At 68.7% G+C, this 14,172-nt stretch carries 14 protein-coding genes and 1 pseudogene; 5 read left to right on the forward strand and 10 right to left on the reverse strand.

The annotated features are described in order from the left end of the window. The 3 genes and pseudogenes from V7050_RS10630 to mgrA form a co-directional block, all read left to right on the forward strand. Positions 1–369, forward strand: a pseudogene (locus tag V7050_RS10630) (sugar phosphate isomerase/epimerase); the annotation flags it as partial. A 15-nt stretch (positions 370–384) separates the two neighbouring features. After that, on the forward strand, positions 385–1,521 hold the full coding sequence (locus tag V7050_RS10635; RefSeq protein ID WP_324374258.1) for a Gfo/Idh/MocA family protein: 1,137 nt from the start codon (positions 385–387) through the stop codon (positions 1,519–1,521). Positions 1,522–1,547: 26 nt separating this feature from the next. Next, positions 1,548–2,579, forward strand: coding sequence for an L-glyceraldehyde 3-phosphate reductase (gene mgrA / locus V7050_RS10640; RefSeq protein ID WP_324365766.1), 1,032 nt, complete (start codon positions 1,548–1,550; stop codon positions 2,577–2,579). 9 nt (positions 2,580–2,588) lie between these two features. Here the strand turns inward: mgrA and V7050_RS10645 are convergent, their stop codons facing one another. Genes V7050_RS10645 through V7050_RS10655 form a run of 3 tightly spaced genes read right to left on the reverse strand, consistent with a single transcriptional unit; the run spans position 2,589 to position 5,154 of the window. Next, the gene (locus tag V7050_RS10645; protein ID WP_324365764.1) at positions 2,589–3,140 is read right to left on the reverse strand and encodes a TadE/TadG family type IV pilus assembly protein; all 552 of its coding nucleotides are present in this window, start codon (positions 3,138–3,140) and stop codon (positions 2,589–2,591) included. Positions 3,141–3,152: 12 nt separating this feature from the next. Further along, positions 3,153–3,731, reverse strand: coding sequence for a TadE/TadG family type IV pilus assembly protein (locus V7050_RS10650; protein WP_324365762.1), 579 nt, complete (start codon positions 3,729–3,731; stop codon positions 3,153–3,155). A 4-nt stretch (positions 3,732–3,735) separates the two neighbouring features. Further along, positions 3,736–5,154: a pilus assembly protein TadG-related protein gene (locus tag V7050_RS10655; RefSeq protein ID WP_324365760.1), complete on the reverse strand. Its 1,419-nt coding sequence runs from the start codon at positions 5,152–5,154 to the stop codon at positions 3,736–3,738. Positions 5,155–5,431: 277 nt separating this feature from the next. Here V7050_RS10655 and V7050_RS10660 point away from each other — a divergent pair, with 277 nt between their 5' ends. After that, positions 5,432–5,689 (forward strand): PilZ domain-containing protein, encoded by a 258-nt coding sequence (locus V7050_RS10660; protein ID WP_324365758.1) that lies wholly within the window; start codon positions 5,432–5,434, stop codon positions 5,687–5,689. A gap of 13 nt (positions 5,690–5,702) precedes the next feature. Here the strand turns inward: V7050_RS10660 and V7050_RS10665 are convergent, their stop codons facing one another. Then, positions 5,703–6,164 carry a prepilin peptidase gene (locus V7050_RS10665; RefSeq protein WP_324365756.1) on the reverse strand — a complete coding sequence of 154 codons (462 nt, stop codon included), beginning with the start codon at positions 6,162–6,164 and terminating at the stop codon, positions 5,703–5,705. Positions 6,165–6,351: 187 nt separating this feature from the next. Between V7050_RS10665 and V7050_RS10670 the strand changes: the two genes are divergently transcribed. Further along, complete coding sequence (locus V7050_RS10670; RefSeq protein WP_324365754.1) at positions 6,352–7,140, forward strand: tetratricopeptide repeat protein; 789 nt, start codon at positions 6,352–6,354, stop codon at positions 7,138–7,140. A gap of 54 nt (positions 7,141–7,194) precedes the next feature. Here V7050_RS10670 and V7050_RS10675 read toward each other — a convergent pair whose 3' ends face one another. Genes V7050_RS10675 through V7050_RS10700 form a run of 6 tightly spaced genes read right to left on the reverse strand, consistent with a single transcriptional unit; the run spans position 7,195 to position 14,075 of the window. Beyond that, positions 7,195–8,154: a type II secretion system F family protein gene (locus tag V7050_RS10675; RefSeq protein WP_324365752.1), complete on the reverse strand. Its 960-nt coding sequence runs from the start codon at positions 8,152–8,154 to the stop codon at positions 7,195–7,197. 13 nt (positions 8,155–8,167) lie between these two features. Further along, a complete protein-coding gene (locus V7050_RS10680; RefSeq protein WP_324365751.1) occupies positions 8,168–9,175 on the reverse strand; it encodes a type II secretion system F family protein in 1,008 nt (335 codons plus the stop codon). Beyond that, on the reverse strand, positions 9,160–10,785 hold the full coding sequence (locus V7050_RS10685; protein WP_324365749.1) for a CpaF family protein: 1,626 nt from the start codon (positions 10,783–10,785) through the stop codon (positions 9,160–9,162). Before V7050_RS10685 ends, V7050_RS10680 begins: the two co-directional genes overlap by 16 nt. Before the next feature lie 3 nt (positions 10,786–10,788). After that, complete coding sequence (locus tag V7050_RS10690; RefSeq protein ID WP_324365747.1) at positions 10,789–12,006, reverse strand: hypothetical protein; 1,218 nt, start codon at positions 12,004–12,006, stop codon at positions 10,789–10,791. Between the two features lie 6 nt (positions 12,007–12,012). After that, positions 12,013–12,684, reverse strand: a complete 672-nt coding sequence (locus tag V7050_RS10695; RefSeq protein ID WP_324365745.1) for a CpaD family pilus assembly lipoprotein — start codon at positions 12,682–12,684, stop codon at positions 12,013–12,015. A gap of 23 nt (positions 12,685–12,707) precedes the next feature. Next, entirely contained in the window at positions 12,708–14,075 is a 1,368-nt protein-coding gene (locus V7050_RS10700; protein ID WP_324365743.1) for a type II and III secretion system protein family protein, read from the reverse strand. Positions 14,076–14,172: the final 97 nt, after the last annotated feature.

Consider the following 14,172-nt stretch of genomic DNA (forward strand, 5'->3'; position numbering starts at 1 on the left):
AACCACGACCTCGAGTTCATCGCGCTGAAGGACGGGGCGATCCCGCTCGAGGCGATCTTCGCCGGCGCGCCGGAACTGGAATGGCAGGCGGACATCGCCTGGCTCGCCAGATCGGGCGCCGATCCCTTCCACTGGATCGCCCGCTTCGCCGATCGCATCACCGCGGTGCATGTCAAGGACATCGCGCCCGCCGGCCAGAACACCGGCGAGGACGGCTGGGCCGACGTGGGCTACGGGATCCTCGACTGGCCGGGGCTGATGACCGCGCTGCGCGCGACCAGGGCGCGGCATTTCGTGATCGAGCACGACAATCCCCGCGACCCCGGGCGCTTCGCGGAGCGCTCGCTGACCGCGGCGCGGGCCTTCTGAGCGGGAGCGGGGCGCATGGGCGACACGCTCGGGATCGGCATCGTCGGCTGCGGCAATATCTCGAAGACCTATTTCACCCTCGCGCCGCTCTTCAGGGGGCTGGAGCTGCGCGCCTGCGCCGATCTCCTTCCCGCCGCCGCGGCGGCGCGCGCGAAGGAATTCAAGGTCGAGGCGCAGAGCTTCGAGGCCATGCTCGGCAACGGGGACATCGACCTCGTCATCAACCTGACGGTCCCGGAGGCGCATTTCGCGATCACCCGGCAGGCGCTGGAGGCCGGCAAGCATGTCTATTCGGAAAAGCCCCTGGTGCTTTCGGTGGCGCAGGGGCTGGAGCTGCGCGCGCTGGCGGCGAAGGCCGGGCGGCGGGTCGGCTGCGCGCCCGATACGTTCCTCGGCGGCGCGCATCAGCTGGCCCGCCGGCTGATCGACGAGGGCGCCATCGGCGCGATCACCGCCGGCAGCGCCCATGTCATGTCCCATGGCATGGAGCACTGGCACCCGAACCCGGATTTCTTCTTCCTGCCCGGGGCGGGGCCGATGCTCGACCTCGGGCCCTATTACATCGCCAATCTGGTCAATCTGATCGGGCCGGTCCGGCGGGTGGCGGCGCTGGCGACCTCGGCGAGCCCGACCCGGACGATCCTGACCGAGGGGCCGCGCCGGGGCGAGACGATCGCGGTCAGGACGCCCACCAACATCCACGCCCTGCTCGACTTCGCGAGCGGCGCCACCGTCACGGTCTCGGCGAGCTGGGACGTCTGGGCGCATCACCACCGGAACATGGAGATCTACGGCACCGAGGGCTCGCTCTTCCTGCCCGATCCGAACTTCTTCGGCGGGAGGCTGGAGATGGCCGGCCGCGACGGCGTGATTGCGCCCGTCGCCGAATCGGGCCATCCCTTGGGCGTGCCGAACGACCGGCACCCGGAGGGGATGATGGCGAACTACCGCAGCGCCGGCCTCGCGGACATGGCGCAGGCGATCCTGCAGGGCCGGGAGATGCGCTGCTCGCTCGACCGCGCGCTGCACGGCGTGGACGTGATGACCGCGATCCTGAAGTCCGGCGAGACCGGGACCTTCGTCGAGCTGCAGACGACCTGCACCCGGCCGGAGCCGTTCGGCCCGGAGGCGGCGCGGGCGCTGCTGGCTTGATGCCGCGACATGTGGGAGATGGGCGCATGACCTATGTACCGGCCGAAGATCGCTACGATTCCATGGTCTATCGCCGCTGCGGCGCGACCGGTCTGAGGCTGCCCGCGATCTCGCTGGGGCTCTGGCACAATTTCGGCCATGACACGCCGCACCAGACCAAGCGCGCGATCTGCCGCGCGGCCTTCGACCGCGGCATCACGCATTTCGATCTCGCCAACAATTACGGGCCGCCGCCGGGTTCCGCCGAGGAGGCCTTCGGGGAGATCCTGCGGACCGATCTCGCCGGCTACCGCGACGAGCTGATCGTCTCCTCCAAGGCGGGCTATCTGATGTGGCCCGGTCCCTACGGCGAATGGGGCAGCCGCAAGTATCTGATCGCCTCCTGCGACGCCTCGCTGAAGCGGCTCGGCCTCGACTACGTCGACATCTTCTATTCGCACCGCTTCGACCCCGACACGCCGCTCGAGGAAACCATGGGCGCGCTCGACGCCATCGTGCGCTCGGGGCGTGCGCTCTATGCCGGGATCTCCTCCTACAATTCCGAGCGGACCCGGGAAGCCGCGGCGATCCTGAAGGATCTCGGCACGCCCCTGGTGATCCACCAGCCGAGCTACAACATGTTCAACCGCTGGCTGGAGCGCGACGGGCTCAAGGCGACGCTGAAGGAACTGGGCGTCGGCTCCATCGCCTTCACGCCGCTGGCGCAGGGCATGCTGACGGCCAAGTATCTCAAGGGCATCCCGGAGGGCAGCCGCGCCACCCAGGGCAAGAGCCTGCGCAAGGAATTCCTCAACGAGCACACGATCGAGAGCATCCGCGCCCTCAACGCCATCGCCGAGCGCCGCGGCCAGACGCTGGCGCAGATGGCGCTCGCCTGGGTGCTGCGCGACGAGGGGATCACCACCGCGCTGATCGGCGCCTCGAAGCCGGAGCAGGTGCTCGATTGCGCCGGGGCCGTCGGCAATCTCGACTTCACCGCGGCGGAGCTGAGCGAGATCGACGCCCATGCCAACGAGGAGAACATCAACCTCTGGGCGCGCTCGTCCGAGGGCGTCTGACCGGGCGCGTCAGGGCAGCAGGGTCTCGAGCGTGCCGAGGCGCGGCTTGACATAGGCGACCTTGCGGAAGACGCCCGGGCTCGCCGTGAGGCCGAAGATCGGCTCGAAATCGTAGAAGACCTCGGAGACGATGATCGTCTCGCCTTCGGTCGTCGCGAGGGTCGCAGGAAGGGCCGCGACCTCGCCCGGCGCGCCGATCTCGCTCGCCGCCACGAGGGTTCCCGCGCCGCTGCGCTGCCAGCTGATCACCGGATCGCCCGCGCTGTCGACGCGGATCCCGGTCACGATCGCGGTCCCCTCCGCATCGAATGCGAAGGGCTGGACGATGTTGTCGAGCGCGAGGAAGATGCTGTCGAGCTGGCCCACGCTCAGCGTCTTGTCGCGCGCCGCCAGGTCGGCGAGGATGAAGGTGCCGTTCTGCAGCTTCTGGGTCAGGATGACCAGCCGGCCGAATTCGACGGTTCCCGCGGCGAGGATCGCGATGACCGGCAGGATCAGCGCGAATTCGAGCGAGGTCACGCCCCGGGTGTTCCGCCAGATCCGCCGAAAGCTGCGTCGCATCCCCGCCTCCCCTCAGAACGGCTCGTTGCGCACGGCGACGCTGGAGACGTGCCGGAGGCTGTCGCCGAGCACGCCGCGGATCAGCGGCGTCATCACGCCCCAGTCGTAGCTGACCCGGTAGACCACCACGTCGCTCGGCCCGCCGAGCCCGGCGGCGCCCATGTCGGCGTCCCAGACACCGTTGCCGTTCACGTCGGTGAAGGGCTCGGGATCGTCGTAGACGGTATTGAGGTTGTCGTCCTCGAAGGGCTCGGGCTGTCCGATGTCGTCGAAGCTCGCATAGACCAGGGTCTGGATGTCGGCCTGGTCCATGTCGACCAGCCCGTAGGTCTTGTCGCCCACGATCTCGAGCACCCGGTCCTCGCGGCTCACGCCCGGCGGCAGGCTGCCGGTGGCGCCGAAGCGCGAGGCCTCGAGCACCGCGGCCTCGATGCTGGAACTGACGAAGAGCGCGACGGCCGTCTCGATGATCCCGAAGACCGCGAGGATGAAGACCGGGAAGATCGCCGCGAATTCCACGATCGTGGCGCCGCCCCGGTCGCGGCGGAGCCGCCGGAGTGTCTGGATCATCATCGGTATGCGCCCTCTCATCGGATCACTCCACGATGCGCAGATTGGCGAGCTCGCCCCCGATCGCCGTGAAGGCGTCGGACAGATCCGCGTTGGTCGGGGCGTGGCGATACATCGCCGGCGTGCTCGCGCAATTGCGGAAGAGCGCCTGGGCCGTGGGGTCGGGCGAGGCCCCGAAGGTGATCGAGTAGATCCGGATGCCTTCGGCCTTCATCGCGGCGCAGGTCGCGGCCATGCGGCCGTCGAGAATGGCCCGGCCCTGGGAGAGCGTCGTCACGCCGAGCGCCTCCAGCCGCCCATAGGCGGTGTAGTCCGAGCGCGGCAGGGCGCCGGAATCGTGGTCGTAGAACTGGTTCTGGCCATCGGTGAGGATGACGACCACCTTGTCCATGAAGGGCGTGCCGTAGTCGAGCGGATGGGTCGCGGGGGTCTCGCCGCCCCAGAGCCCGCGCCAGCGCGGCGAGATGGTGCGCCAGCCCCAGGAGAGGCCGAGGTTGCCGGTGGTGCCGCCGCGGTGCCAGGCGCCCATATTGCCGATGGCCGCGTCGATGGTCGCCCGCGACGGGGTGAGCGAGGTGATCGCCGGACCGCAGCCGAGGTTCGGGCCACGCCCGTCGTTGCGGCGCCAGAGCTCGGGCAGGATCGCGGGCCAGTTGTTGTCCTGGGTCCGCGTGGTTGAGGCGTAGAAATACGAGGTGAAGGCGCCACCGGAGGGCGGGGTGTCGTCGCTGTCGAGCGGCGTCGCCCGCGCCTCGACGCAGCCCTTCCAGCCCGCCGTCGAAAAATCGCCGGGGCTCGTGTTCACCCGGTCTCCGGCGGCGAGCCAGCCGGAGTGCCCGCTGCCGATGTTCACGGTGGCGGTATAGGGCACGAGGCTGACCCAGAGGTTGTCGACCTCGGTGTCCTCGCCGTAGAGGATGTCGACCAGGTCGAAGGCCGCCTGCTGCATGGTGTCGAAGGCGGTGCCCCACATCGAGCCGGTATTGTCGAGCACCAGCGCCAGCTCCATGCCGGTGGTCTGCCGCCGGATCACCGTGCGCGAGCTGACCGTCATCGTGTCCCGGCCGAAGACGCGCATGAAGATGGTCGGCGCGGTCGCCTCGGCGGACAGGGTCACGAACTTGCGGTCCGGGGCGAGCTCGAAGGTGAAGCTCGTCAGCTCGACCGACCCGCCGGAGGCCTCGAAATTCGCGTCGAAATACTGCCGCGCGATATCCTCGGCATTGGCGTTGAGCGCGAGACGCCCCGCGGCGAGGCCGGCGGTATCGAGCGCCTTCGACATGCGGCTGCGCAGGACGTAGCCCATCGACGAATCGACCGCCAATCCGACCGAGGCGAAGATCGGCACCACGGCGAGCGCGAGCAATATCGCCGCCGCGCCGCGCCGGTCGCGCCCGAGATCTGCGAGATGTCTGCGCAGTCGATGGATGAAACTCGCGGCCATGGCTTGCATCCCCAATACCGGAGGCGCCGGCGGGCGGTCCCGGGAGGCCGGATCGCGGCCCCGGAGACGCCGGGCCTCCGAATTCCTCCCGGCCAATCTGCTCGGGGATGGGAAACAAGTGATGAACCCGGGCCGGGATTCTCGGCCGAATATGCATAGAATGGTTCACAAATCTTAAGTTAACCAATGGATAAGAAGGGATTTTGCCCTGCCCTCCCGCGGGCGTAGACTGGCGGGGCAAGGAAGCAGACCAGGTTCAGGAACGGAAATACGCGCCATGTCCAGCGAACGCCGAAACTCCCCGCGCTCCCGCGTGCTGCGACGCGGACAGATCGTCTTTCGCAGCGGCCATACCGCCATCGACTGCGTGCTGCTCGACCTCTCGGAGGAGGGGGCGCAGCTGAGGCTCGACAACTGGCTGGCGCTGCCCCGGCGCTTCGAGCTGCGCATCGAGAACGGGCCGAGCCGGCAGGCCGAGGTGCGCTACCGCGCGGTCGAGCGGATGGGGATCCGCTTCGTCCCCGAAGCGGCCTGAGCGCGCGGCGCCTTCAGACCAGGCCGGCCGTCACCAGGATGCCGCCGGCCGAGATCGCCACGCCATAGGGCAGCGAGGGCCGCCGGCCGCCGCCGCCGACGGCATTCGCCACGAAGGTCCAGGTGAGAAAGCCCATGGCGAGCAGCCCGCCGGCGAGCGCGGTGGCGAAGAGATAGCTGCCGGCCGAAGCGGCGCCGATCCAGAGCGCGCCGGCCGCGAGCAGCTTGACGTCGCCGCCGCCGAAGAGCCCGAAATGGAAGAGCGCCGCCCCGGCGGCGAAGACCGCGAAGGCCACCGCAAGATCGAGGATCGGCGTTCCCGTCGCCGCGCCGAAGGAGGCCCCGAAGACCAGCCGCAGGAGCGCGAGCAGGCCAAGCCCGAGCACGAAGGCATTGGCGATTCGGCGATGGGCGATGTCGTCGACCGCGGCGCCGGCGAAGAGCGCGATGGCGACGGCCGGGATGAGATACGCCATGGATGTCGCGCCTTTCGTGACCGGGGCGAAGACGCCCGCAGGGCGCGAGCTTGCCGGCCAAGGGTTTCTTTTCCGTAACCGCCCGCCCCGCGGCGCGCGATCGCCCGCCCCGCCCCGGCGCGACAAGGATTTGGTAACCATTCGGATCAATATCTGGTGGTCGCACACCAACCGGACAGGACAGGCCATGGGCGCGACATCAGCACGGGGAAGAAGTCCACTTCTGGCGGCACTCGCCGCGGCGACCTTCCTCACCGCCTGCTCCGGGGGGCCGGGCACCGGCATCGGCGGCTCGGGATCCTCGATGAGCCTCGCCGAGAAGGCGATGAGCGCCGGCGATTACGGCACGGCCGCCAATCTCTACCAGCAGGCCTTCGACGCCAATCCGCGCTCGGTCGATCCGCTGGTGGGGCTGGGGCGGAGCTATACCGGGCTGGGGCAGTTCTCGCGCGCCGAGCAGGCGCTGCTCGAGGCCAATCTGCGCAAGCCGCGCAATCCCGAGATCCTGCTGGAACTGTCGCGCACCCAGCTCGCCGGCGGCAAGCCGCAGGCGGCGCTGACCAATCTGGAGGTCGCCTCGAAGCGCGCGCCCAGGAACATCCAGATCACCACGGCGCGGGGAATCGCCCTCGACCGGCTCAGCCGGCACAAGGAGGCGCAGGCGGTCTATCGCGAGGGGCTGGCGCGCAATCCGACGGATTTCGCCCTGCTCAGCAATCTCGGCCTGTCGCTCGGGCTCTCGGGCCAGACCGACGAGGGGATCCGGATCCTCAGCGAGCTCTCCCGCGACAATGCCTCCTCGGCGCGCACCCGGGGCAATCTCGCGCTGGTCTACGGCCTCGCGGGCAAGGACCGCGAGGCGGCGGCGACCCTGTCGCGGGACCTGAGCCCGCAGCAGGTCCAGAGCAACCTCGCCTATTACCGGGAGCTGCGCGCCCTGCTCCGGCAGGGCAAACCGATCGGGAACGTGCAGTAGCATCGACGGGGGCCTTCGGAAGAAGGCCCCGCGCCGGCGCCGCCGCGCGGCCGGCTACTGGTTCATCCCGATGAAATTGTCCATGATGTCGAGGATCGCCGGGCCGATCAGCACGATGAAGAGTGCGGGCAGGATGAAGAGCATCATCGGCACGGTCATGGTCGCCGGCAGCCGGCCCGCCTTCTCCTCGGCCCGCAGCATGCGCTCGGTGCGCTGCTCCTGGCTCAGCACCTTGAAGGCGCGGGCGAGCGGTGTGCCGTATTTCTCGGCCTGGATCATGGTGTTGACGAAGGCGGCGACCGAAGGCAGCGGCGCGCGGTCGGCGAGATTCTCGAGCGCCTGGCGGCGTTCGGGCATGAAGCTCAGCTCGAGCGCGGTCTGGTTCAGCTCCTCGCCGAGCACCGAGGACTTGCGGCTCGTCTCGGTCACGACGCGCTTGAGCGCGGCATCGGAGGCCAGGCCCGCCTCGGCGCAGATCACCAGCATGTCGAGCGCGTCGGGCAGCGACTTGCGGATGCTCTCGAGCCGCTTCTGCCTTCCGTTCTTGACGATGATGTCGGGCAGCTTGCTGCCGAGGAGGGCTGCCAGCACGATCGCCCCGGCGTCGAAGGCCGGACCGCGGCCGATCGGGTCGAGCCCGTAGACATAGAGCGCCGCCGCCGCGAGGAAGACGATCGGCGCGACCAGCTTGAAGAAGGTGTAGATGACAATGGCGTCGCGCGACCGATAGCCCGCGCTGACCAGCATGAGCTTCTTCTCCCGGCTCTGGCGATCCTTCATGATCGAGAAGCGCTTGGTCGAGAAGCGCATGAAGTTGACTGCGCCCTGCTGCCACATGGAGTTGCGCGACGGCCCGGAAGCGCCGGCGGCCCGCCCGCTGCGCCGTCCGACCGCCGATTGCACCCGCTGCTGGCGGGCGCGGCGGTCGAAGAGCATCATGCCGACGGCCGAGAGGAGAAGCACGCCCGAGAGGCCCGCGGCCAGGACGATGACGACTGCCGGATGAAGCTCCATCGGCCCTGCCCTCCTAGATCTCGAACTGGGTCATGCGCCACATCACGAAGGCGCCCACACTGATGCTGCCCATCCCGATCATCAGCATGTTCTGACCCCGCGGATCGGTGAAGAGCGGCATCACGTAGTCGGGGCTCATCAGGGTGAGCAGGCCGAGCATGACGAAGGGCAGCGCGCCGATGATCATCGCCGAGGCCTTGGCCTCGGAGGAGATCGCCTTGATCTTCAGCTTCATGCGCTCGCGCTGGCGCAGGAGATCGGCGAGGTTGCCGAGCGCCTCGGCGAGGCTGCCGCCGGTCTCCATCTGGATGGTGATCGAGATCGCGAGAAAATCCATCTCCGGCCGGTCGATCACCCGCGCGGTGCGCCAGAGCGCCTGGTCGATCGGCTCGCCGAGCGCGACCCGCTCGCTGATCGCGAGGAAATAGCCACCGAGCGGATCCTCGTATTCCTGGCCGACGGTCCCGATGCATTCGATGACCGGGAGGCCGGACCGGATGCCGCGGATGATGGTGTCGAGCCCGTTGGGCAGCTGCTTCATGAAGCGGTTGGCGACCATGTTGCCGCGGAGCTTGACGAAGGCGTCCACGAGGAACATGCCGACGAAGAGCGACGGGACGACGAGGAGCGGCGGCGGGAAATCCGTGGTCAGCGTGGCGATCGTCCCGGCGATGCCCGCCACGATCAGCGAGATGAGGACGAAGGCGCCGATCGAGAGCTTCATGCCGGCGCGCTTGATGTTGGCCCGCAGCCGGGTGGTGTTGAGCAGCGGCACGAAGCGCGAGAGCGCGTCGGTCAGGGTGACGAAGACGCTGGTGTCCTCCTTGTGCCGCAGGAGCGCCATGCGGGCGTCGTCGAGGTCGAGCTTGCCCGACATGCGCTTGCGCCCCACCCGGCCGAGGCGCTTGCGGTGCCGGTGCCGGGCCTCGAGCACCACCGAGATCACGAAGAGGCCCAGCCCGACGATCACCGCCACCGAAAGGACGAAGATGCCGGCGACGAAGATCAGGTTGCTCGGCATCCCATCGCCTCCATCAGCCGGGTTCCCAGCCCGAAATATTCCGCCCGCGGCATGAAATGCGGGCGCAGGTGACTGCATTCGTGATGGCCGAGCAGGCTGCCGTCGTTGCCCTCGCCCTCGTAGACGAACTTGAAGAGGTCCTGGGTGGTGACGACCTCGCCCTCCATGCCGGTGATCTCGGTCACCTGGGTGATGCGGCGCTTGCCGTCGCGCATGCGGCTGATCTGGACGATCATGTGGACCGCCGACTGGATCTGCTCGCGCACCGCCTCGGCCGGCAGCTTGAAGCCCGACATCGCCACCATGTTCTCGAGGCGCGTCAGCGCGTCGCGCGGCGTGTTGGAGTGGATCGTGCCCATGGAGCCGTCGTGGCCGGTGTTCATGGCCTGGAGCATGTCGATGGCTTCCTCGCCGCGGATCTCGCCGACGATGATGCGGTCGGGGCGCATGCGCAGCGCATTCTTCAGGAGGTGGCGCATGGTGATCTCGCCCTCGCCCTCGATATTGGCGGGCCGGGTCTCGAGGCGGACCACATGGGGCTGCTGCAATTGCAGCTCGGCCGCGTCCTCGATGGTGATGGTGCGCTCGCCGTGGTCGATCATCCGGCTCATGGCGTTGAGCAGCGTCGTCTTGCCCGAGCCGGTGCCGCCGGAGATCAGGATGTTGAGCCGCGCGCGGCCGGCGATCTTCAGCACCGTCGCCATGTCCGGCGAGATGTTGCCCTGGCGCGCCATCACGTCGAGCGTGATCTCCTTCTTGGAGAACTTGCGGATGGCGATGGTCGGGCCGTCGATGGCGAGCGGCGGGATGATGATGTTGACGCGGCTGCCGTCCTTGAGGCGGGCGTCGACCAGCGGCACCGATTCGTCGACGCGGCGGCCGACCTCGGTCACGATCCGGGTCGCCACGTGGATGACATGGGGGTCGTCGCGGAACTGCACGTCCGTGAGTTCCAGCTTGCCCTTGCGCTCCACATAGACCTGGTGCGGGCCGTTGACCATGATGTCGGTCACGGTCTCGTCGGCCAGGAGCGGCTCGAGCGGGCCGAGGCCGACCATGTCGTCGACGAGCAGGCGCACGATGTTGCGCAGCTCGGCCGCGTTCAGCTGGATGCGCAGGTCGACGATGATCTCCTCGACGATCTCCGCGATCTGGGCGCGCAGCTGGTCGGGCCCGAGCGAGGAGGCGACCGAGATGTCGATGCGCTGCATCAGGAGCGGCATCACCTGCGCCTTGACCTGGAGCGAGCGCTTGTTCTTGGCGTCCGGCGCGTTCCGGGACTCGGGCTCCGCCAGCGGATCGGCGAGCGGATCCTCCTCGGGCTCCTCGGGGGCCTCGGGCTGGTTGGCGGCGAGGCGCTCGGAGTTCAGCACATCGACCACCTCGCGCAGCATCTGGCGCTGCTCGAGGATCGTCGGCTTCTCGTCCCGGGCCGCGACCAGGGATTCGAGCACGTCGTTGGCCATCTCCGCGAGCTGCATCGGATTGGAGGCGGCGAGTCCCTCCGCCCCGAGCGCCTGGCGGATGCGCTCGGTCGCCGCCGAACGCAGCACCGAGAGCGCGCCCTCGGAAGGGGCGACCCCGCCCCGCTCGAATCCGTCGTCCATCATCGCTTAGGCCTTCTTGAGCCGGCGCCTGAAGAACGAGACCTGCTTGGCCTCCTCCGGCACGCCGGCGAGTTCGATGCAGAACTTGTGCAGGTCCGACACCATCTTGTGCTTGGGATCGGCCGCAACCAGCGGACGTCCCTTGAGGCTGGCAGCAGCCATCGCCTTGCTATCCATCGCGAAGACGCAGCGCAGCCTGGACTCCATGCCGGCCTCGAATTCCTTGGCCGTCACGTCGGGCTTCGGCGCCACCTGGTTGGCGACGACGTGGATCTTCGCCTGCCGGTTCCGGGTCTGGAGCAATTTGGACAGGCGGTTGGCGTCGCGGAGGGATTGCAGCGTGAGCTCGGCGACGATCACGATGTCGTCGAAGCGCGAGAAGAGCGCCGGCTCGCGCATCACGAAATGCCGCGGCAGGTCGAGCACCGACATGTCGAAATTCGCCCGCATCGTGTCGGCGAGCATGAGGACCTTGTCGTCGCTCATGCGGACGGTGTCGTCGAAGGCCTCCTCCGTCGCGAGCACATGCAGGCCGCGGCCGACCTTGGCCATGGCGTTCTGCAGGAAGACCTCGTCGACCCGCTCGGGATCGTCGAAGGCCTCGCGCAGGCCCCGCGTCGGCTCGATGTCGAGCGAGAGCGCGATGTTGCCGGCATAGATGTCCATGTCGACCAGCGCCGTCCGGCGGCTCAGCTTCTCGGACATGATCCAGGCGGTGTTGATCGCGAGCGTCGTGGTGCCCACGCCGCCGCGGCAGCCGAGGAAGCCGACCACCCTGCCCTGGGCGGTGATCCCGTCGCTCGATTGCTCGAGGCGCACGAAGATCTCGCCGAGCATGTCGGCGTCGATCGGCTTGACGAGGTAGTCGCGCGCGCCGGTGCGCATGATCCGGCGGAAGTAGTTCACGTCGTTGACGCTGCCCAGGACCATCACCTGCGAGCCGAGCCGGGCGAGCTCGGTCAGGCCCTGCTCGACCTCCTCGATCGGCAGGCCCTCGACATCGACGATCATGAAGCGCGGCGGCGGCGCCACCCCAAGGAGGCGCAGCGCCGTGGCGAGGCCGCCCTTGCGGATGCTCGAGGTCGACCAGCTGCGCTGCTCGGCGATGGTGGTCGCCGCCGACTGGGAACCGTCGTCGGTGAGATAGGCGGCGAAGGGCTCACGGGCCGAGGAATCGTCCTCGAAGACCATGCCGCGGGCGGGTGCTGTCGCTGTGTTTGCCATGGCGGTTCAGTTGCCGATCATCGAGACGAGCGGATCGGGCTCCTTGATCTGGTCGAGCCGGTAGCGTTCGACCGCGGCGCCGGCGGCATTGGCCTCCGAGCCGCGGAGCACGCGCGGATTGATCAGGTCCTGGGGCCGGGCCGCCATGTTGGCGAGATTGAGCGCGTTGGAGCAGCCGGTCGGCGGCTCCGCCGCGGCATCCTCCGGCGTCCAGGTGTCGGGCGCCGGGGTCGGGCACATCACCCGGAACCGGCCGTTGCGCACGACCTCCACCAGCGCCGCGTCGAAGCGCCCGGCGCCGAGCGGGCTCGCGGGGCTGCCGAGAACCTGCACGCGCGCCGGGGTGCCCGCGACCGCGGCCGCGGCGGTGGCGACCCGCGCCTGGTCGAGCGTCTCGTTGCCGGTGATCCCGAGCCGCACGAAGATGTCGTCCCCGGCCCGGAGCCCGAGCGTGGAGAGCGTGTCCTGCATCCAGATCAGCTCGCCGCTCGCCAGATCCGCGCCGCCGGCCTGGAACTTCAGCTCGTAGAAGCGCTCGGAGGGACCGATGTTGTAGCTCGACTTGGCGACATAGGGCACCGTGCCGGTTTCGCAGCCGGCCAGCGCGGCCAGCGCCGCGACGGCGAGCCCGCCGAGGAGCGCCCGCGTCGGGCGCCGCGTGGATGTGGTTCTCGACATCTCCTGCAACCTCCCGATACCCGTCACTCGAACACGAAGCCGGACGACCCGTAGAGCCGGCGCTTGCCGATCCGGTTCTGCACCTGGGTCACGTTGGCGCGGTTGCCCTGGAAACGGCCGAGCATGATGCGCTCGAAGTCGTTGGGCGGCACGTAGCTGTCGACCGGGGTCGCGACCTTGCGCGCCGTGGTCGGGCTGACGATGACCGGGGTGACGATGATCACGAGCTCGGTCTGTCCGCGCTTGAAGCCGGTGGACTTGAAGAGCGCGCCGAGCACCGGGACGTTGCCGAGCCCCGGCATCTGGGCGGCGTTCTGCGCCGAGTTCTTCTGCATCAGCCCGGCGATGGCGAAGCTCTGCCCGCTGGCGAGATCGACCGTCGTCTCGGCGCGGCGGGCCACCAGCGAGGGCACGCTCGCCTCGTTCGCGAAGCTGAGGTCGCTGACCTCGGTGGCGACCTTCAGGCTGATCCGGTTGCCGTCGATCACCGTCGGCGTGAAGTTCAGCGCGATGCCGTAGTCCTTGAACTCGACATTGGTGCCGTTGTCGCTGACGGTGGAATAGGGATATTCGCCGCCCGCGAGGAAGTTCGCCGTCTCGCCGGAGCGCGCCGTGAGGTTCGGCTCGGCGAGGATGGTCACCATGCCCTCCTCCGAGAGCGCCTGCAGCAGCACGTCGACATTGAGCCGCGGCGCGCTGTAGCTGACGCTGGCGCCGTAGCCGTCCGGGCCGACCGACGAATTGCCGCCGCCGACGAAGCCGTACTGGAACTTGCCGTCCGAGCTCACGCCGATCGCGCCCCAGCGGATGCCGAGCTGCCGGTCGACGTTGCGGTTGACCTCGGCGATGCGGACCTGGAGGTTGACCTGGGTCGGCGCCGCGACGGTCATGCGATTGACCACCTGGCCGATGTCGTCGACGAACTGCGCCGCCACCTGCATCACGTCGGCCGCCTGCTGCGGGGTGTCGACGGCGCCGGTGATGACCAGGGACTGGTCGACGGTCGTCGCCGTCACGTTCTGGCCGGGCGCCACGCGCCGGAAGCCTTCGGTGATCGCCGCGTTGTTGTGGGTGACCTTGATGACGGCCGACATCAGCACGTCGTCGTTGTCGTCGACGGCGAAGAGCGTGGTCTCGCCGACGCCGATCCCGGTGAGATAGAGCAGGCGCGGCGATTTCACCTCGACATCGGCGACCTCGGGATTCGCCACGAAGAGGCTGGTAAACTCGCTGTCGACCTTGATCAGCTGGCCGGTTCCGACCGTAAGGGACACGTCCTGTTCCGTCGCCGGCTTGACCAGTTCGAAGCTCTGGGCCGGGATGGTGCAGAACACCGGCTGAAGAAGCAGCGCCGCAAGGATCGCGGACGCGCGAATGTGGGGTCTGTTCACTGCTCGGTCTCCGTTGCGTTCCGTTCTAGTCCGCGGCGGGTGCGGCATCCGCCTCCGCGCCGGGGTCGATGGCGGCGAGCGCGACAGCGCGGGTGGC

This window comes from Amaricoccus sp., from assembly GCF_036846665.1.
Taxonomy (GTDB): Bacteria; Pseudomonadota; Alphaproteobacteria; order Rhodobacterales; family Rhodobacteraceae; genus Amaricoccus.

Bases quoted from the DNA above. Each gene is read 5' to 3' on its own strand.
- V7050_RS10690 (WP_324365747.1), bottom strand. From the start codon at position 12,006: ATGGCAAACACAGCGACAGCACCCGCCCGCGGCATGGTCTTCGAGGAC.
- V7050_RS10680 (WP_324365751.1), bottom strand. From the start codon at position 9,175: ATGCCGAGCAACCTGATCTTCGTCGCCGGCATCTTCGTCCTTTCGGTG.
- V7050_RS10635 (WP_324374258.1), top strand. From the start codon at position 385: ATGGGCGACACGCTCGGGATCGGCATCGTCGGCTGCGGCAATATCTCG.
- V7050_RS10645 (WP_324365764.1), bottom strand. From the start codon at position 3,140: ATGCGACGCAGCTTTCGGCGGATCTGGCGGAACACCCGGGGCGTGACC.
- V7050_RS10695 (WP_324365745.1), bottom strand. From the start codon at position 12,684: ATGTCGAGAACCACATCCACGCGGCGCCCGACGCGGGCGCTCCTCGGC.
- V7050_RS10665 (WP_324365756.1), bottom strand. From the start codon at position 6,164: ATGGCGTATCTCATCCCGGCCGTCGCCATCGCGCTCTTCGCCGGCGCC.
- V7050_RS10675 (WP_324365752.1), bottom strand. From the start codon at position 8,154: ATGGAGCTTCATCCGGCAGTCGTCATCGTCCTGGCCGCGGGCCTCTCG.
- V7050_RS10660 (WP_324365758.1), top strand. From the start codon at position 5,432: ATGTCCAGCGAACGCCGAAACTCCCCGCGCTCCCGCGTGCTGCGACGC.
- V7050_RS10655 (WP_324365760.1), bottom strand. From the start codon at position 5,154: ATGGCCGCGAGTTTCATCCATCGACTGCGCAGACATCTCGCAGATCTC.
- V7050_RS10685 (WP_324365749.1), bottom strand. From the start codon at position 10,785: ATGATGGACGACGGATTCGAGCGGGGCGGGGTCGCCCCTTCCGAGGGC.
- V7050_RS10650 (WP_324365762.1), bottom strand. From the start codon at position 3,731: ATGAGAGGGCGCATACCGATGATGATCCAGACACTCCGGCGGCTCCGC.
- V7050_RS10670 (WP_324365754.1), top strand. From the start codon at position 6,352: ATGGGCGCGACATCAGCACGGGGAAGAAGTCCACTTCTGGCGGCACTC.
- mgrA (WP_324365766.1), top strand. From the start codon at position 1,548: ATGACCTATGTACCGGCCGAAGATCGCTACGATTCCATGGTCTATCGC.